Consider the following 19,683-nt stretch of genomic DNA (forward strand, 5'->3'; position numbering starts at 1 on the left):
GCGACGCATGAAAGCAGCGGCAAAAACGCTAAAACCAAAACGTCAGGAAGAACAGGCCAACTTTATCAGTTGGCGTTTTGCGTTGCTTTGCGGCTGCATTTTACTGGCGCTGGGTTTCCTGCTGGGGCGCGTGGCGTGGCTGCAAATCATCGCCCCTGACATGCTGGTACGCCAGGGGGATATGCGCTCCCTTCGCGTTCAGGAAGTGTCGACTTCTCGCGGAATGATAACCGACCGTTCAGGCCGCCCGCTGGCGGTGAGCGTGCCGGTGAAAGCGATCTGGGCCGACCCGAAAGAGCTGCACGATGCCGGTGGCATCACGCTTGATAACCGCTGGAAAGCGCTGTCAGATGCGCTCAAAATGCCGCTGGATCAGCTTGCCTCCCGCGTCAACGCGAACCCGAAAGGGCGTTTTATCTATCTGGCGCGCCAGGTTAACCCTGACATGGCGGACTACATTCGAAAACTGAAGCTGCCGGGCATTCATCTGCGCGAAGAATCCCGTCGTTACTATCCGTCCGGTGAAGTAACCGCTCACCTCATTGGCTTCACCAACGTCGACAGCCAGGGGATTGAGGGCGTTGAAAAAAGTTTCGATAAGTGGCTCACCGGCCAGCCGGGCGAGCGAATTGTGCGTAAGGACCGCTACGGGCGCGTCATCGAAGATATCTCCTCTACGGACAGCCAGGCGGCGCACAACCTGGCCCTGAGTATTGACGAGCGCCTGCAGGCGCTGGTCTACCGCGAGCTCAACAACGCCGTGGCGTTTAACAAGGCCGAGTCAGGTAGCGCCGTGCTGGTGGATGTCAGCACTGGCGAAGTGCTGGCCATGGCCAACAGTCCGTCCTACAACCCGAACAACTTTACCGGCACCGCAAAAGATGCGATGCGTAACCGGGCGATTACTGACGTGTTCGAACCCGGCTCCACGGTGAAACCGATGGTGGTGATGACGGCGCTTCAGCGCGGTATAGTCAATGAAAACACGGTCCTGAACACGATCCCTTACCGTATTAACGGCCACGAGATTAAAGACGTGGCGCGCTACAGCGAATTGACCCTGACCGGGGTGTTACAGAAGTCGAGTAACGTCGGTGTTTCAAAGCTGGCGTTAGCGATGCCGTCCTCAGCGTTAGTAGAGACTTACTCACGTTTTGGACTGGGAAAGGCGACCAATTTGGGGTTGGTCGGAGAACGCAGTGGCTTATATCCTCAAAAACAACGGTGGTCTGACATAGAGAGGGCCACCTTCTCTTTCGGCTACGGGCTAATGGTAACCCCGTTACAGTTAGCGCGAGTCTACGCAACGATTGGCAGCTATGGCGTCTATCGCCCGCTGTCCATCACCAAAGTTGATCCACCGGTTCCGGGCGAGCGTATCTTCCCGGAATCCATCGTTCGTACCGTTGTGCACATGATGGAAAGCGTGGCGCTGCCGGGTGGCGGCGGCGTGAAGGCGGCCATTAAAGGCTACCGCATCGCCATTAAAACCGGTACGGCGAAAAAGGTGGGGCCAGACGGTCGCTACATCAACAAATACATTGCCTATACCGCAGGCGTTGCGCCTGCAAGCAATCCGCGTTTTGCGCTTGTGGTCGTCATTAACGATCCACAGGCGGGTAAATACTACGGCGGCGCCGTTTCTGCGCCTGTGTTTGGCGCCATCATGGGCGGCGTGTTACGCACCATGAACGTTGAACCGGATGCGCTGGCGACGGGTGAAAAAAGTGAATTTGTAATTAATCAAGGCGAGGGTACAGGTGGCAGATCGTAATTTGCGCGACCTTCTCGCTCCGTGGGTGCCTATGCTACCTGCGCGAGCACTACGAGAGATGGTACTGGACAGCCGCGTGGCTGCTTCTGGCGATCTTTTTGTGGCGGTGGTCGGTCATCAGGCGGACGGGCGTCGTTATATCCCGCAGGCGATTGCGCAAGGTGTTGCTGCCATTATTGCTGAGGCCAAAGACGAGGCAACCGACGGTGAGATCCGTGAAATTCACGGGGTGCCGGTTGTCTATCTCAGCCAGTTGAATGAGCGTCTCTCTGCACTGGCAGGACGTTTTTATCACGAACCTTCCGACCAGCTGCGTCTGGTTGGCGTGACGGGCACGAACGGAAAAACCACCACCACACAGCTGATGGCGCAGTGGGCTCAGCTGCTGGGTGAAACGGGGGCCGTGATGGGCACCGTAGGCAACGGCCTGCTGGGCAAAGTGAGCCCGACGGAAAACACCACCGGCTCGGCGGTTGACGTACAGCATGTGCTTGCCGGTCTGGCAGGTCAGGGGGCAACCTTTGCCGCGATGGAAGTCTCTTCGCACGGTCTGGTTCAGCACCGCGTTGCGGCGCTGAAATTTGCTGCTTCAGTGTTCACGAACCTGAGCCGCGATCACCTTGATTACCATGGTGATATGGAGCACTACGAAGCCGCGAAATGGCTGCTGTTCTCTACTCACCATTACGGCCAGGCTATCATCAACGCCGATGACGAAGTGGGCCGCCGCTGGCTTGCGAAGCTGCCGGACGCGGTTGCGGTGTCGATGGAAGACCATATCAATCCGAACTGCCACGGCCGCTGGCTGAAGGCCGTTGACGTTAACTATCACGACAGCGGCGCGACGATCCGCTTTGCCTCTTCCTGGGGGGAAGGTGAAATTGAAAGCCGCCTGATGGGGGCGTTTAACGTCAGCAATCTGCTGCTGGCGCTGGCGACGTTGCTGGCGCTGGGTTATCCGATGGCGGAGCTGCTGGAAACGTCAACGCGTTTGCAGCCGGTCTGCGGCCGTATGGAAGTGTTCAGCGCGCCGGGTAAACCGACCGTAGTGGTTGATTATGCCCACACCCCGGACGCGCTGGAAAAAGCACTGGAAGCAGCGCGCCTGCACTGCACCGGTAAGCTCTGGTGCGTGTTTGGCTGCGGCGGCGATCGCGATAAAGGCAAACGCCCGCTGATGGGGGCTATTGCCGAGCAGTTCGCGGATATTCCGGTTGTGACCGATGACAACCCGCGTACCGAAGAGCCGCGCGCCATCATCAACGACATTCTGGCGGGAATGCTGGACGCCGGTCGTGCCCGCGTGGTGGAAGGCCGTGCGGAAGCCGTGACCAACACCATTATGCAGGCGCAGGAGAATGATGTTGTTCTGCTGGCGGGCAAAGGGCATGAAGATTATCAGATTGTTGGCAATCGCCGTCTGGACTACTCGGACCGCGTAACGGCAGCACGCCTGCTGGGAGTAGTGGCATGATTAGCATCACGTTACGTCAGGCCGCTGCCATCCTGCAGGGCGACCTGCACGGGCAAGACCTGACCATTGATGCCGTGACGACGGACACCCGCAAAATTACTGCGGGCTGTCTGTTTGTGGCGCTGAAAGGCGAGCGTTTTGACGCGCATGATTTTGCAGAACAGGCCAAAGAGAACGGCGCCGGTGCGCTGCTCGTCAGCCGCAGGCTCGATATCGATCTGCCGCAGATTGTGGTGAACGATACGCGTCTCGCGTTCGGCGAGCTGGCCGCCTGGGTGCGTCAGCAGGTGCCTGCTCGCGTTGTCGCACTGACCGGGTCATCAGGCAAAACGTCGGTGAAAGAGATGACGGCGGCGATCCTCAGCCAGTGCGGCAATACGCTCTATACCGCGGGCAACCTCAATAATGACATCGGCGTGCCGATGACATTACTTCGCCTGACTAAAGAACATGAATTTGCGGTGATTGAGTTAGGGGCAAACCACCAGGGCGAAATCGCCTGGACCGTAAGCCTGACTCGCCCGGAAGCGGCGCTGGTGAATAACCTGGCGGCGGCGCATCTTGAAGGCTTCGGCTCGCTGGAAGGCGTGGCGAAAGCGAAAGGTGAGATTTACACCGGCCTGCCGGATGACGGTATTGCCATTCTTAACGCCGATAACAACGACTGGCTGAACTGGCAAAGCATCATTGGTTCGCGTAAAACCTGGCGCTTCTCGCCGAATGCGGCCAACAGTGACTTTACCGCGACCAATATCCATGTGACGTCGCACGGTACGGAGTTCACCCTCACCACCCCGACGGGTGGCGTAGACGTGCTGCTGCCGCTGCCGGGACGCCATAACATCGCCAATGCGCTTGCGGCAGCGGCGTTATCGACGGCGGTGGGCGCGTCGCATGAGGCGATCAAAGCGGGGCTGGCGAACCTGAAAGCCGTGCCGGGACGTCTGTTCCCGATTCAGCTTTCGGAAAACAAGCTGCTGCTGGATGACTCCTACAACGCGAACGTCGGCTCGATGACGGCGGCGGTGCAGGTATTATCTGAAATGCCGGGCTACCGCATCATGGTGGTTGGCGATATGGCCGAGCTGGGCGATGAAAGCGAAGCCTGTCATACCCAGGTCGGTGAAGCGGCAAAAGCGGCGGGGCTGGACTGCGTGCTGAGCGCAGGAAAACTGAGCCAGGCGATTAGCCGTGCCAGCGGCGTTGGCGAACATTTTGCCGATAAAGCCGCCTTAATTGAGTGCCTTAAGGCATTAATTACAGAAAAACAAATTGTGACAGTGTTAGTGAAAGGTTCACGTAGTGCCGCCATGGAAGAGGTTGTGCACGCATTACAGGAGAACGGGACATGTTAGTTTGGCTGGCCGAACATTTGGTCAAATATTATTCTGGCTTTAACGTCTTTTCGTATCTGACGTTTCGCGCCATCGTCAGCCTGCTGACTGCGCTGTTCATCTCGTTGTGGATGGGCCCGCGCATGATTGCCCGTCTGCAAAAACTCTCTTTCGGCCAGGTCGTACGTAACGACGGTCCGGAGTCGCACTTCAGCAAGCGCGGTACGCCGACGATGGGCGGGATCATGATCCTTACCGCGATCGTTGTTTCCGTGCTGCTGTGGGCCTACCCGTCCAACCCGTACGTATGGTGCGTGCTGACCGTGCTGGTGGGCTACGGCATCATCGGATTTGTGGATGATTACCGCAAAGTCGTTCGTAAAGACACGAAGGGCCTGATCGCCCGCTGGAAGTATTTCTGGATGTCAGTGATTGCGCTGGGCGTGGCCTTCGCGCTGTATCTGGCCGGGAAAGACACGCCTGCCACCGAGCTGGTGGTGCCGTTCTTTAAAGACGTGATGCCGCAACTGGGGCTGTTCTACATCCTGCTGGCCTACTTTGTGATTGTTGGCACCGGCAACGCCGTTAACCTGACCGACGGTCTGGATGGCCTGGCCATTATGCCAACCGTCTTTGTGGCCGCCGGTTTCGCGCTGGTGGCGTGGGCGACCGGTAACATGAACTTTGCGAACTACCTGCACATCCCTTATCTGCGCCACGCGGGTGAGCTGGTGATCGTCTGTACGGCGATTGTCGGCGCGGGGCTGGGCTTCCTGTGGTTCAACACCTACCCGGCGCAGGTCTTTATGGGCGACGTCGGTTCTCTGGCTTTAGGCGGTGCGCTCGGCATTATCGCCGTACTGCTGCGTCAGGAGTTCCTGCTGGTGATCATGGGCGGCGTGTTTGTGGTTGAGACCCTGTCGGTGATTTTGCAGGTTGGCTCCTTCAAGCTGCGCGGTCAGCGCATCTTCCGTATGGCGCCGATCCACCACCACTATGAACTGAAAGGCTGGCCGGAGCCGCGCGTGATTGTGCGCTTCTGGATTATTTCGCTGATGCTGGTGCTGATTGGCCTGGCAACGCTGAAGGTACGTTAATCATGGCAGATTACCAGGGCAAAAAAGTCGTTATCATCGGGTTAGGCCTCACAGGCCTCTCCTGCGTGGACTTTTTCCTTGCGCGCGGCGTTACGCCGCACGTGATGGATACGCGTGTCTCTCCGCCGGGTCTGGACAAGCTGCCGGAACAGGTTGAACGCCACCTTGGTGGTCTGAATGATGACTGGCTGCTGGCAGCCGATCTGATTGTCGCCAGCCCGGGAATGGCGCTGGCGCACCCTTCATTGAGCGCTGCCGCGGATGCGGGCGTTGAGATTGTCGGCGATATCGAACTGTTCTGCCGCGAAGCGCAGGCGCCGGTTATCGCGATCACCGGTTCTAACGGCAAAAGCACCGTTACCACCCTGGTGGGTGAAATGGCAAAAGCCGCAGGCATGAACGTAGGGGTAGGCGGCAATATCGGTCTGCCCGCGCTGATGCTGCTGGACAAAGGCTGCGAGCTGTACGTTCTGGAACTTTCCAGCTTCCAGCTTGAAACCACCTCCAGCCTGCATGCGGCGGCGGCAACAATCCTCAACGTGACTGAAGATCATATGGACCGGTATCCATTTGGTCTGCAGCAGTACCGCGCGGCCAAGCTGCGCGTATACGAAAACGCCAAAGTCTGCGTGGTTAACGCCGATGACGCGCTGACCATGCCCGTGCGTGGCGCGGACGAGCGCTGTATCAGCTTTGGTATCACCATGGGTGATTATCATCTGAACCGTCAGTTGGGAGAAACCTGGCTGCGCGTGAAAGGCGAGAAAGTGCTGAACGTGAAAGAGATGAAGCTTTCCGGCCAGCACAACTACACCAATGCCCTGGCGGCGCTGGCGCTTGCGGATGCCGTAGGGCTGCCGCGCTCTTCCAGCCTGAAAGCGTTGACCACGTTTTCCGGCCTGGCGCACCGTTTCCAACTGGCGCTGGAGCATAACGGCGTGCGCTGGATTAACGACTCCAAAGCGACCAACGTGGGAAGCACGGAGGCCGCGCTGAACGGTCTGCACGTTGACGGTACCCTGCATCTGCTATTGGGGGGAGACGGCAAATCCGCAGATTTCTCCTCCCTGAAGCCGTATCTCACCGGCGATAACATCCGCCTGTACTGCTTTGGCCGCGACGGCAGCGAGCTGGCTGAACTACGCCCGGAAATTGCCGAGCAAACTGAAACGATGGAACAGGCGATGCGGCTGATCGCCCCGCGCGTACAGCCTGGCGACATGGTTCTGCTCTCCCCGGCGTGCGCCAGCCTCGATCAGTTTAAGAATTTCGAACAGCGTGGCGATGTCTTTACCCGCCTTGCGAAGGAGTTAGGCTGATGCGTTTATCTCTCCCTCGCCTGAAAATGCCGCGCCTGCCAGGATTTGGGATCCTGGTGTGGCTGTTTGCGGCGCTGAAAGGCTGGGTGATGGCTTCACGGGATAAAGATTCCGATAGCCTGATTATGTACGACCGCACCCTGTTCTGGCTGACGCTGGGGCTGGCGGCGATCGGCTTTATCATGGTGACCTCGGCTTCCATGCCCGTCGGGCAGCGTCTGGCGAACGATCCCTTCCTGTTCGCCAAGCGTGACGGGCTGTACATCATTCTGGCGTTTTGCCTGGCGCTGGTGACGCTTCGTCTGCCGATGGCGTTCTGGCAGCGGCACAGTACCGCGATGCTGATCGCTTCTATCATCATGCTGTTGATCGTGCTGGTTGTCGGGAGCTCCGTTAACGGGGCATCGCGCTGGATCGCCTTCGGCCCGCTGCGTATTCAGCCGGCGGAATTTACCAAGCTTTCATTGTTCTGCTATCTGGCGAACTACCTGGTCCGTAAGGTCGATGAGGTGCGTAATAACCTTCGCGGGTTCTTAAAGCCGATGGGCGTGATTCTGGTGCTGGCGATTCTGCTGCTGGCGCAGCCTGACCTCGGTACTGTGGTGGTGCTGTTCGTGACGACGCTGGCGATGCTGTTCCTGGCAGGGGCTAAGCTGTGGCAGTTCATTGCCATTATCGGAATGGGGATATCAGCGGTGGTGCTGCTGATCCTCGCTGAGCCTTACCGTATCCGCCGCGTTACTTCATTCTGGAACCCCTGGGAAGATCCGTTCGGCAGCGGTTATCAGCTGACGCAGTCTCTGATGGCGTTTGGCCGCGGTGAAGTCTGGGGGCAAGGCCTGGGCAATTCGGTTCAGAAACTGGAGTATTTACCGGAAGCGCATACTGACTTCATCTTCTCCATTATTGGGGAAGAACTGGGTTATATCGGTGTGGTATTAGCGCTATTAATGGTATTCTTCGTCGCTTTCCGTGCTATGTCCATCGGCCGGAAAGCGCTGGAGATCGATCACCGCTTCTCAGGCTTCTTAGCCTGCTCAATTGGTATCTGGTTTAGCTTCCAGGCGCTGGTTAACGTCGGGGCCGCAGCGGGTATGCTGCCGACCAAAGGTCTGACGTTGCCGCTGATCAGCTATGGTGGTTCGAGTCTGTTGATCATGTCGACGGCCATTATGTTTTTGTTACGCATAGATTATGAGACGCGTCTGGAGAAAGCCCAGGCGTTTACACGAGGTTCACGATGAATCAACCGAAGCGGTTAATGGTGATGGCGGGCGGTACCGGCGGACACGTGTTCCCGGGACTGGCGGTTGCGCACCATTTAATGGATCAGGGCTGGCAGGTACGCTGGCTGGGAACCGCAGACCGCATGGAGGCCGACCTGGTACCGAAGCACGGTATCGAGATCGACTTTATTCGAATTTCTGGCCTGCGGGGAAAAGGCCTCAAGGCCATGCTGCTGGCACCGGTGCGTATTTTCAACGCCTGGCGTCAGGCGCGCACCATCATGAAGCGCTTTAAGCCCGATGTGGTGTTGGGCATGGGCGGCTATGTCTCTGGTCCCGGCGGGCTGGCCGCATGGTCATTGGGTATTCCCGTTGTGCTGCATGAGCAGAACGGTATTGCCGGCCTGACCAACAAGTGGCTGGCGAAAATCGCGACCAAAGTGATGCAGGCGTTTCCCGGCGCGTTCCCGAAAGCGGACGTGGTGGGCAACCCGGTGCGCGTGGACGTGCTGGCGCTACCGCTGCCGGATGCCCGCCTGGCGGGACGTGAAGGTCCGGTTCGTGTGCTGGTTGTCGGTGGGTCTCAGGGGGCGCGTATTTTAAACCAGACGATGCCGCAGGTGGCGGCAAAGCTGGGGGATGCCGTGACGATCTGGCACCAGAGCGGAAAAGGCGCTCAGCAGACCGTTGAGCAGGCTTATGCCGAAGCGGGAAAACCGCAGCATAAAGTGACGGAATTTATTGACGATATGGCCGCAGCCTATGCCTGGGCCGATGTCGTGGTCTGCCGCTCGGGGGCGCTGACGGTGAGCGAAATTGCCGCCGCCGGTTTACCCGCGCTGTTCGTGCCGTTCCAGCACAAAGACCGACAGCAGTACTGGAATGCGCTGCCGCTTGAGAAAGCCGGCGCGGCGAAAATTTTTGAACAGCCACAATTTACCGCCGATGCGGTCGCCACCACCCTGGCGGGCTGGAACAGAGACGCACTGCTGGAGATGGCACAACGCGCGCGCGCGGTTGCTATCCCGGATGCGACAGAACGGGTGGCAAAAGAAGTGAGCCTGGCAGCCCAGGCTTAACCCTCGCAGCGCGTGAAGCGCGGCACGAATTTTAAGTAGTCGATGGCGTTTAGAGAATGAATACACAACAACTGGCAAAACTGCGTTCAATCGTGCCCGAGATGCGTCGCGTCCGGCACATTCACTTTGTTGGCATCGGTGGTGCTGGCATGGGCGGTATTGCCGAAGTGTTAGCTAACGAAGGCTATCAGATCAGCGGGTCTGACCTGGCGCCAAACCCTGTAACGCAGCAGCTGGCGTCGCTTGGGGCGACTATCTATTTCAACCATCGCCCGGAAAACGTGCGCGATGCGAGCGTGGTGGTGGTCTCAAGCGCCATCTCCTCTGACAACCCGGAAATCGTTGCCGCGCATGAAGCGCGCATTCCCGTGATCCGCCGTGCTGAAATGCTGGCGGAACTGATGCGTTTCCGTCACGGCATCGCGATTGCCGGCACCCACGGTAAAACCACGACCACGGCGATGGTCTCCAGTATTTATGCGGAAGCCGGGCTCGATCCGACGTTCGTCAACGGCGGTCTGGTGAAAGCGGCAGGCGTGCATGCGCGTCTGGGCCACAGCCGTTATCTGATTGCGGAAGCGGATGAGAGTGACGCGTCGTTCCTGCATCTGCAGCCGATGGTGGCGATTGTCACGAACATCGAAGCTGACCATATGGATACCTACCAGGGCGACTTCGAGAACTTAAAGCAGACCTTTATCAACTTCCTGCACAACCTGCCGTTTTATGGGCGTGCGGTAATGTGCGTCGACGACCCGGTGATCCGCGAGCTGCTGCCGCGCGTCGGTCGTCAAATCACCACCTATGGTTTCAGCGAAGACGCTGACGTCCGCGTGGAAGCGTACAAACAGATTGGTGCGCAGGGCCATTTCACTCTGGCGCGTCAGGACAAAGAGCTGTTGCACGTCACGCTGAATGCGCCTGGGCGCCATAACGCGCTCAACGCCGCTGCGGCAGTGGCTGTTGCGACGGAAGAAGGCATTGACGATGAAGCGATCCTGCGCGCGCTGGAAAGCTTCCAGGGCACGGGGCGTCGCTTCGACTTCCTCGGTGAATTCCCGCTGGATGCGGTGAATGGTAAGCCAGGCACCGCGATGCTGGTAGACGACTACGGTCACCATCCGACCGAAGTGGACGCGACCATCAAAGCCGCACGCGCGGGCTGGCCGGAGAAGAATCTGGTGATGATCTTCCAGCCGCACCGCTTCACGCGTACCCGCGATCTGTATGACGATTTCGCCAGCGTCCTGTCGCAGGTGGATACCCTGCTGATGCTGGATGTTTACGCCGCAGGCGAAACGCCGATTCCGGGCGCGGACAGTCGTTCCCTGTGTCGTACCATTCGCGGGCGCGGTAAAGTTGACCCTATTCTGGTATCTGATCCGGCGCAGGTGGCGGAAATTCTGGCACCGGTCCTGACCGGTAACGATCTGATCCTGATTCAGGGTGCGGGAAATATCGGCAAAATCGCCCGTACTTTAGCCGAAATCAAACTGAAGCCGCAAACCCAGGAGGATGAGCATCATGGCTGATAAGATTGCAGTCCTCTCTGGCGGCACCTCCGCCGAGCGCGAGGTTTCCCTGAATTCCGGGGCTGCCGTGCTGGCGGGCCTGCGTGAAGGCGGCGTAAACGCGCACCTGGTCGATCCAAAAGAGGTCGACGTGACGCAATTAAAAGCGATGGGCTTCGATAAGGTCTTTATCGCGCTACATGGTCGTGGCGGTGAAGACGGAACCCTGCAGGGGCTTCTGGATCTGATCGGCATGCCTTACACCGGCAGCGGCGTGATGGCTTCCGCCATCTCTATGGATAAACTGCGCAGTAAGTTACTCTGGCAGGGCGCGGGGCTACCTGTTGCACCTTGGGTGGCGCTGACCCGTCGCGAATTTGAATTGGGCCTGTCGGACAGCGTTAATACACGCATTGCGTCACTGGGCTTACCGGTTATTGTAAAGCCGAGCCGGGAAGGGTCGAGCGTCGGGATGTCAAAGGTCGATAAAGCTGAAGATTTGTCATCTGCTTTAGCGCTGGCATTTCAACATGATGAAGAAGTTCTGATTGAAAAATGGCTCAGCGGGCCGGAATTTACCGTCGCGATGCTTGGCGAAGAAATTTTACCGTCAATTCGCATCCAACCCGCCGGAGTCTTCTATGATTATGAGGCGAAGTATCTCTCTGATGAGACGCAATATTTCTGCCCTTGTGGTCTTGAAGGTGAGCGTGAAGCCGAATTACAGTCCCTGGTGGTAAAAGCCTGGAATGTTCTCGGGTGTCGCGGCTGGGGACGCATTGATGTGATGCAGGACAATGACGGGCAGTTTTATCTGTTGGAAGCCAATACCTCGCCGGGAATGACCAGCCACAGCCTTGTGCCGATGGCGGCGCGTCAGGCGGGAATGAGCTTCTCACAGTTAGTCGTACGTATTCTGGACCAGGCGGGCTGATATGTCTCAGGCTGCATTGAACACGCGCAACCGCGATGACGAAGAAGAATATACTTCTTCACGCCGGAGTAATGGAACGCGTCTTGCAGGGATTATTTTCCTGCTCGGGGTGCTGTGCACCGTGTTTATCAGCGGCTGGATGGTGCTGGGCTGGATGGAAGATGCGCAGCGGCTGCCGCTGTCGAAGCTGGTGGTGACCGGTGAGCGTCACTACACGCGTAACGATGATATTCGCCAGTCAATTTTGGCGCTGGGATCGCCCGGCACCTTTATGACGCAGGACGTCAATATTATTCAGAGCCAGATTGAACGTCTGCCATGGATAAAACAGGCGAGCGTCAGAAAACAATGGCCTGATGAATTGAAGATTCATCTGGTTGAATATGTGCCCATTGCGCGTTGGAATGATCAGCACATGGTTGACGTAGATGGAAATTCCTTCAGCGTCCCGAGCGATCGTGTCAACAAGCAAAATTTACCGATGTTGTATGGCCCGGAAGGCAGCGAAAACGAAGTATTGCAAGGTTTTCGTGAAATGGGCCAGGTGCTGGCGAAGGACAGGTTTACGTTAAAAGATGCTGCGATGACGGCGCGCCGCTCCTGGCAGCTGACGTTGACGAACGGCATTAAGCTCAACCTGGGACGCGGCGACACAATGAAACGTCTGGCGCGTTTTGTAGAACTTTACCCGGTTTTACAGCAGCAGGCGCAGACGGACGGCAAACGGATAAGCTACGTTGATTTGCGCTATGACTCAGGCGCAGCAGTCGGTTGGGAGCCGGCTCCGGTCGAGGAACCTAATCAGCAACAGAATCAGGCACAGGTACAGGCAGAACAACAATGATCAAGGCGACGGACAGAAAACTGGTAGTTGGACTGGAGATTGGCACCGCGAAGGTTGCCGCTTTAGTAGGGGAAGTTCTGCCCGACGGTATGGTCAATATCATTGGCGTGGGCAGTTGCCCGTCCCGTGGTATGGATAAAGGTGGGGTAAACGACCTTGAGTCGGTGGTGAAGTGCGTACAGCGCGCCATCGATCAGGCTGAATTAATGGCAGATTGCCAGATTTCTTCTGTCTATCTGGCCCTTTCTGGCAAGCACATCAGCTGCCAGAACGAAATTGGTATGGTGCCTATTTCCGAAGAAGAAGTGACGCAGGAAGACGTTGAAAACGTTGTGCATACGGCGAAGTCCGTGCGCGTTCGCGATGAGCATCGCGTGCTGCACGTGATCCCGCAGGAGTATGCGATCGACTACCAGGAAGGGATCAAGAACCCGGTTGGTCTGTCTGGCGTGCGTATGCAGGCAAAAGTGCACCTGATCACATGTCACAACGATATGGCGAAGAACATTGTAAAAGCCGTTGAACGTTGTGGCCTGAAAGTTGACCAACTTATTTTCGCCGGTCTGGCGGCAAGTTATTCCGTGCTGACCGAAGACGAACGTGAACTGGGTGTCTGTGTGGTCGATATTGGTGGTGGTACAATGGATATGGCCGTGTATACCGGCGGTGCGCTGCGCCACACCAAAGTGATCCCATACGCAGGGAACGTTGTGACCAGCGATATTGCTTACGCTTTTGGTACGCCACCGAGCGATGCAGAAGCGATTAAAGTACGCCACGGCTGTGCGCTGGGGTCTATTGTTGGCAAAGATGAGAGCGTTGAAGTGCCGAGCGTGGGCGGTCGTCCGCCGCGTAGCCTGCAGCGCCAGACGTTGGCAGAGGTGATTGAGCCACGCTATACCGAGCTGCTCAACCTGGTCAACGAAGAGATTTTACAGTTACAGGAACAGCTTCGTCAGCAGGGCGTGAAACATCATCTTGCGGCGGGGATTGTATTAACCGGCGGTGCAGCGCAAATTGAAGGTCTTGCGGCCTGCGCTCAGCGCGTGTTCCATACGCAGGTGCGTATTGGTGCGCCGCTGAATATTACCGGTTTAACGGATTATGCCCAGGAGCCGTACTATTCAACGGCAGTGGGCCTGCTCCACTACGGGAAGGAATCTCATCTCAGTGGTGAAGCAGAAGTGGAAAAACGCGTTTCAGTGGGGTCGTGGGTCAAACGACTGAACAACTGGCTGCGAAAAGAGTTTTAATTTTTTAAAGAGACCGGAGAGAATTAGCGGTCTCGGGCGACAGGCACAACGGAGAGAGAAATTATGTTTGAACCTATGGAACTGACCAACGACGCGGTGATTAAAGTCATCGGCGTCGGTGGCGGCGGCGGTAACGCCGTAGAGCATATGGTGCGTGAACGCATTGAAGGTGTTGAATTCTTTGCAGTTAACACCGATGCGCAAGCACTGCGTAAGACGGCAGTTGGCCAGACTATCCAGATCGGCGGTGGTATCACCAAAGGCCTGGGGGCTGGAGCTAACCCGGAAGTTGGCCGTAACGCGGCTGAAGAAGATCGTGAAGCCCTGCGTGCTGCACTGGAAGGTGCGGACATGGTCTTCATCGCAGCAGGCATGGGCGGCGGTACTGGTACCGGTGCAGCACCTGTTGTGGCTGAAGTGGCAAAAGATTTAGGTATCCTGACCGTTGCTGTCGTGACCAAGCCTTTCAACTTCGAAGGCAAAAAGCGTATGGCCTTCGCGGAGCAGGGCATCACCGAGCTGTCCAAGCATGTGGACTCGCTGATCACTATCCCGAACGACAAGCTGTTGAAAGTGCTGGGTCGCGGTATCTCCCTGCTGGACGCCTTCGGCGCAGCAAACGACGTGCTGAAAGGCGCGGTTCAGGGTATCGCTGAACTGATTACCCGTCCTGGCCTGATGAACGTTGACTTTGCAGACGTTCGCACCGTGATGTCCGAAATGGGCTACGCGATGATGGGCTCTGGCGTGGCGAGCGGTGAAGACCGTGCTGAAGAAGCGGCTGAAATGGCTATCTCTTCTCCACTGCTGGAAGATATCGATCTGTCTGGTGCGCGCGGCGTGCTGGTCAACATTACCGCTGGCTTTGACCTGCGTCTGGATGAGTTCGAAACCGTGGGTAACACCATCCGTGCGTTCGCCTCTGACAACGCGACCGTGGTAATCGGTACGTCTCTTGACCCGGAAATGAACGACGAGCTGCGTGTTACCGTTGTTGCGACCGGTATCGGTATGGACAAGCGTCCTGAGATCACCCTGGTGACCAACAAGCAGACTCAGCAACCGGTAATGGATCGTTACCAGCAGCACGGTATGTCTCCTCTGACTCAGGAGCAAAAACCGGCCGCGAAAGTGGTGAACGACCCAACGCCGCAAACGGCAAAAGAGCCAGATTATCTGGACATCCCGGCGTTCCTGCGTAAGCAAGCTGACTAAGAATTGGCTGGAATTTGGGGATTTGCGCTCTTTGTGCTAAACTGGCCCACCGTTAGTGATATACACTCTCGGTTGGATAGTTAATTTGGCGAGATTATACGATGATCAAACAAAGGACACTTAAACGTATCGTTCAGGCGACGGGTGTCGGTTTACATACCGGCAAGAAAGTCACACTGACGTTACGCCCTGCGCCGGCCAATACCGGGGTCATCTATCGTCGCACCGACTTGAATCCACCGGTAGATTTTCCGGCCGATGCCAAATCTGTGCGTGATACTATGCTCTGTACTTGTCTGGTGAACGAGCATGACGTGCGGATTTCTACCGTAGAGCACCTGAACGCCGCCCTGGCGGGTCTGGGTATCGACAACATTATTGTTGAAGTCGATGCGCCAGAAATCCCGATTATGGATGGTAGTGCTGCGCCGTTCGTTTATCTGTTGCTGGATGCCGGCATCGAAGAACTGAACTGTGCGAAGAAATTTGTTCGCATTAAAGAGACCGTTCGCGTCGAAGATGGCGACAAGTGGGCTGAATTCAAACCGTACAATGGTTTCTCGTTGGACTTTACCATCGACTTTAACCATCCGGCGATTGATGCCAGCACCCAACGCTATGCGATGAACTTCTCTGCTGATGCGTTTATGCGCCAGATCAGCCGCGCACGTACGTTTGGCTTCATGCGTGATATCGAATATCTGCAGTCCCGCGGCCTGTGCCTGGGCGGCAGCTTCGATTGTGCCATCGTTGTTGACGATTATCGCGTACTGAACGAAGACGGCCTGCGTTTTGAAGATGAATTCGTTCGTCACAAAATGCTGGACGCGATCGGCGACCTCTTCATGTGTGGCCACAACATCATTGGTGCATTTACCGCGTTTAAATCCGGTCATGCACTGAACAACAAACTGTTGCAGGCCGTCCTGGCAAAACAGGAAGCCTGGGAATATGTGACCTTCGAAGACGAAGCTGAGCTGCCGCTGGCGTTCAAAGCACCGACTATGGTCCTGGCGTAACGGTTAACGCCGTTTCGTAAGAAAAGCGACTGGTTCACCTGGTACTCTCTCCGACCAGGGAAGCCAGTCGTTTTTATTTCTGCCCTTCTGTGATTTGTCCCTCTATTCCCTGGCCTTTGTCGGGTGCCGAATAACGGTGTGTTCGCTGCATTATTGACCGTTTTTACCTGCTACAAGGTGTCATTCCTGCTGCTGTGTAGTGGCTTTAGTGGTAATATCTGGGCGCTAAAAAAAGAATAACTGAACTCAGCCTGCACTGGCGGGCGAATGTGGTGGAGCAAGTGAGCGGAATACTGACGCGCTGGCGACAATTTGGCAGACGTTACTTCTGGCCGCATCTCTTATTAGGGATGGTCGCGGCGAGTTTCGGCTTGCCTGCGCTCAGCAACAGTGCGGAAGCGGCGACACCAGCACGTTCCACTACGACTAAACACGATCTCTCGACGCGGGTTAATTTTACTAATCTCGCGTGGCTAGAAGCCAGCCGTCGTCCTAATTTCTCCGTTGATTACTGGCAGCAGCACGCCATCCGCACGGTTATCCGTCATCTGTCGTTCGCGATGGCGCCGCAGACGATGCCTGTTGCTGAAGAAACGCTGCCGGTTCAGGCTCAGCATCTTGCCCTGCTCGATACGCTTAATGCGCTTCTGACGCAGGACAACCAGCCGCCTGTGAACGTGAGTCAGACGGCGCAAACCGGGTTTGTCTCCCCTGTATCATTCTCCGTTTCGACATGGATTAGCCAGGTTCACGGCATCCGCGCCGGGCCACAACGCCTCAGCTAAATTAACTTTTTCAATACCTTAATTTATCTGCCCGTCTGGGGCGTTTGAGAATTTATTATGCTAATCAAATTATTAACCAAAGTTTTCGGTAGTCGTAACGATCGTACCCTGCGCCGTATGCGCAAAGCTGTAAACGTCATCAACGGTATGGAACCGGCGATGGAGAAGCTCTCTGATGATGAGCTCAAAGCGAAAACGGCGGAATTCCGCGCGCGCCTGGAAAAAGGCGAAACCCTGGAGAGCCTTATTCCGGAAGCTTTCGCGGTTGTGCGTGAAGCGAGTAAACGCGTATTTGGCATGCGTCACTTCGACGTTCAGCTGCTGGGTGGTATGGTGCTTAACGAGCGCTGCATCGCGGAAATGCGTACCGGTGAAGGTAAAACACTGACCGCAACGCTGCCGGCTTACCTGAATGCACTGACCGGTAAGGGCGTTCACGTCGTTACCGTCAACGATTATCTGGCCCAGCGTGATGCCGAAAACAACCGTCCGCTGTTCGAATTCCTCGGCATGACCGTCGGCATCAACATGTCCGGCCTGCCGGCGCCCGCCAAGCGTGAAGCGTATAACGCTGATATCACCTACGGTACCAACAACGAATACGGCTTCGACTACCTGCGTGACAACATGGCGTTCAGCCCGGAAGAGCGCGTCCAGCGCAAGCTGCACTATGCGCTGGTGGATGAGGTTGACTCCATTCTTATCGATGAGGCGCGTACCCCGCTGATCATCTCCGGCCCGGCCGAAGACAGTTCTGACATGTACCGTAAAGTCGACAAAATCATTCCACACCTGCTGCGCCAGGAGAAAGAAGACTCCGATACCTTCCAGGGTGAAGGCCACTTCTCCGTTGATGAGAAAGCGCGCCAGGTGAACCTGACCGAACGTGGTCTGGTGAAAATTGAAGAGCTGCTGGTGGCTGAAGGCATTATGGAAGAGGGCGAGTCTCTGTACTCTCCGAGCAACATTATGCTGATGCACCACGTAACCGCCGCGCTGCGTGCGCACGCGCTGTTCACCCGCGACGTCGACTACATCGTCAAAGACGGTGAAGTCATCATCGTCGATGAACACACCGGTCGTACCATGCAGGGCCGTCGCTGGTCTGACGGTCTGCACCAGGCCGTTGAGGCGAAAGAAGGCGTGGATATCCAGAACGAAAACCAGACGCTGGCGTCTATTACCTTCCAGAACTACTTCCGTCTGTACGAGAAGCTGGCGGGGATGACCGGTACTGCAGATACCGAAGCGTTTGAATTCAGCTCCATCTACAAGCTGGATACCGTGGTTGTGCCAACCAACCGTCCGATGATCCGTAAGGATATGCCGGACCTGGTGTACATGACCGAAGCGGAAAAAATTCAGGCGATCATCGAAGATATTCGTGACCGTACTGCCAATGGTCAGCCGGTTCTGGTGGGGACCATCTCCATCGAGAAATCTGAAGTGGTTTCTAACGAACTGACCAAAGCTGGCATCAAGCACAACGTTCTGAACGCCAAGTTCCACGCTAAAGAAGCAGACATTGTTGCTCAGGCTGGCTATCCGGCAGCCGTGACCATCGCCACCAACATGGCGGGTCGTGGTACCGATATTATGCTGGGCGGTAGCTGGCAGGCTGAAGTTGCAGAGCTGGAAAACCCAACGCCAGAGCAGATCGCGCAGATCAAAGCCGACTGGCAGGTGCGCCACGACGCGGTGCTGGCATCCGGTGGCCTGCACATCATTGGTACCGAGCGTCACGAATCTCGTCGTATCGACAACCAGCTGCGTGGCCGTGCGGGTCGTCAGGGGGACGCCGGTTCTTCCCGCTTCTATCTGTCTATGGAAGATGCGCTGATGCGTATTTTCGCCTCCGACCGCGTGTCCGGCATGATGCGTAAGCTGGGCATGAAGCCAGGCGAAGCCATTGAGCACCCGTGGGTGACTAAAGCGATCGCTAACGCCCAGCGTAAAGTGGAAAGCCGCAACTTCGATATTCGTAAGCAACTGCTGGAATACGATGACGTTGCCAACGATCAGCGTCGTGCAATCTACACCCAGCGTAACGAACTGCTGGACGTGTCCGACGTGAGCGAAACCATCAACAGCATCCGCGAGGATGTGTTCAAAGCCACCATCGACGCGCATATTCCACCGCAGTCTCTGGAAGAGATGTGGGATGTTGAAGGCCTGCAGGAACGCCTGAAAAACGACTTCGATCTCGATCTGCCAATCAAAGAGTGGCTGGACAAAGAGCCTGAGCTTCATGAAGAGACCCTGCGCGAACGTATCTTTGAAACCGCGCTGGAGGTTTACAAGCGTAAGGAAGAAGTGGTTGGCGCTGAGATGATGCGTCACTTCGAAAAAGGCGTGATGCTGCAGACGCTGGACTCCCTGTGGAAAGAGCACCTGGCGGCGATGGACTACCTGCGTCAGGGTATCCACCTGCGTGGCTATGCACAGAAAGATCCGAAGCAGGAGTACAAGCGCGAATCCTTCTCCATGTTTGCCTCTATGCTGGAGTCGCTGAAGTATGAAGTGATCAGCACCCTGAGTAAGGTTCAGGTGCGTATGCCGGAAGAAGTGGAAGCGATGGAGCAGCAGCGTCGTGAAGAAGCTGAGCGTCTGGCGCAGATGCAGCAGCTGAGCCACCAGACCGACGAAAGCGAAGCCGCAGCAGCGATCGCCGCGCAGACCGGCGATCGTAAAGTGGGTCGTAACGATCCATGCCCATGTGGTTCTGGTAAAAAATACAAGGCCTGCCACGGCCGTCTGAACTAAGTTCATAAAAAAAGAAAAGGCGCAGACATCTGCGCCTTTTTTATGGAAGTGAAACT

15 protein-coding genes are annotated in these 19,683 nt (G+C 56.6%); all 15 read left to right on the forward strand.

The window, feature by feature from the left end:
* Positions 1-7: 7 nt before the first annotated feature.
* A complete protein-coding gene (locus tag ACR42C_RS03675) occupies positions 8-1,774 on the forward strand; it encodes a peptidoglycan glycosyltransferase FtsI (RefSeq protein ID WP_028015504.1) in 1,767 nt (588 codons plus the stop codon).
* Positions 1,761-3,248, forward strand: a complete 1,488-nt coding sequence (murE, locus tag ACR42C_RS03680; protein ID WP_163330313.1) for a UDP-N-acetylmuramoyl-L-alanyl-D-glutamate--2,6-diaminopimelate ligase — start codon at positions 1,761-1,763, stop codon at positions 3,246-3,248. The genes ACR42C_RS03675 and murE overlap by 14 nt, the downstream gene beginning before the upstream one ends.
* The gene (murF, locus tag ACR42C_RS03685) at positions 3,245-4,603 is read left to right on the forward strand and encodes a UDP-N-acetylmuramoyl-tripeptide--D-alanyl-D-alanine ligase (protein ID WP_479984771.1); all 1,359 of its coding nucleotides are present in this window, start codon (positions 3,245-3,247) and stop codon (positions 4,601-4,603) included. Before murE ends, murF begins: the two co-directional genes overlap by 4 nt.
* On the forward strand, positions 4,597-5,679 hold the full coding sequence (mraY, locus tag ACR42C_RS03690; protein ID WP_008501985.1) for a phospho-N-acetylmuramoyl-pentapeptide-transferase: 1,083 nt from the start codon (positions 4,597-4,599) through the stop codon (positions 5,677-5,679). The genes murF and mraY overlap by 7 nt, the downstream gene beginning before the upstream one ends.
* A 2-nt stretch (positions 5,680-5,681) precedes the next feature.
* Entirely contained in the window at positions 5,682-6,998 is a 1,317-nt protein-coding gene (gene murD, locus ACR42C_RS03695) for a UDP-N-acetylmuramoyl-L-alanine--D-glutamate ligase (protein WP_479984772.1), read from the forward strand.
* Entirely contained in the window at positions 6,998-8,242 is a 1,245-nt protein-coding gene (gene ftsW, locus ACR42C_RS03700; RefSeq protein WP_028015508.1) for a cell division protein FtsW, read from the forward strand. The genes murD and ftsW overlap by 1 nt, the downstream gene beginning before the upstream one ends.
* Positions 8,239-9,303 (forward strand): undecaprenyldiphospho-muramoylpentapeptide beta-N-acetylglucosaminyltransferase, encoded by a 1,065-nt coding sequence (gene murG, locus ACR42C_RS03705; RefSeq protein ID WP_116342506.1) that lies wholly within the window; start codon positions 8,239-8,241, stop codon positions 9,301-9,303. Before ftsW ends, murG begins: the two co-directional genes overlap by 4 nt.
* Positions 9,304-9,359: 56 nt before the next feature.
* Positions 9,360-10,835, forward strand: coding sequence for a UDP-N-acetylmuramate--L-alanine ligase (gene murC / locus ACR42C_RS03710; RefSeq protein ID WP_116342508.1), 1,476 nt, complete (start codon positions 9,360-9,362; stop codon positions 10,833-10,835).
* Positions 10,828-11,748, forward strand: coding sequence for a D-alanine--D-alanine ligase (locus ACR42C_RS03715; RefSeq protein WP_192981997.1), 921 nt, complete (start codon positions 10,828-10,830; stop codon positions 11,746-11,748). Before murC ends, ACR42C_RS03715 begins: the two co-directional genes overlap by 8 nt.
* Position 11,749: 1 nt before the next feature.
* Entirely contained in the window at positions 11,750-12,592 is an 843-nt protein-coding gene (gene ftsQ / locus ACR42C_RS03720) for a cell division protein FtsQ (RefSeq protein ID WP_116342512.1), read from the forward strand.
* Positions 12,589-13,845: a cell division protein FtsA gene (ftsA, locus tag ACR42C_RS03725; protein ID WP_006173845.1), complete on the forward strand. Its 1,257-nt coding sequence runs from the start codon at positions 12,589-12,591 to the stop codon at positions 13,843-13,845. Before ftsQ ends, ftsA begins: the two co-directional genes overlap by 4 nt.
* A gap of 63 nt (positions 13,846-13,908) precedes the next feature.
* Positions 13,909-15,060 carry a cell division protein FtsZ gene (ftsZ, locus tag ACR42C_RS03730; protein WP_008501978.1) on the forward strand — a complete coding sequence of 384 codons (1,152 nt, stop codon included), beginning with the start codon at positions 13,909-13,911 and terminating at the stop codon, positions 15,058-15,060.
* A 101-nt stretch (positions 15,061-15,161) separates the two neighbouring features.
* Positions 15,162-16,079 (forward strand): UDP-3-O-acyl-N-acetylglucosamine deacetylase, encoded by a 918-nt coding sequence (gene lpxC / locus ACR42C_RS03735; RefSeq protein WP_061099229.1) that lies wholly within the window; start codon positions 15,162-15,164, stop codon positions 16,077-16,079.
* A gap of 281 nt (positions 16,080-16,360) precedes the next feature.
* The gene (gene secM, locus ACR42C_RS03740) at positions 16,361-16,864 is read left to right on the forward strand and encodes a secA translation cis-regulator SecM (protein ID WP_163330317.1); all 504 of its coding nucleotides are present in this window, start codon (positions 16,361-16,363) and stop codon (positions 16,862-16,864) included.
* A gap of 57 nt (positions 16,865-16,921) precedes the next feature.
* On the forward strand, positions 16,922-19,627 hold the full coding sequence (gene secA, locus ACR42C_RS03745) for a preprotein translocase subunit SecA (protein WP_116342514.1): 2,706 nt from the start codon (positions 16,922-16,924) through the stop codon (positions 19,625-19,627).
* Positions 19,628-19,683: the final 56 nt, after the last annotated feature.

It is taken from the genome of Enterobacter sp. MG-EB028 (assembly GCF_056673305.1).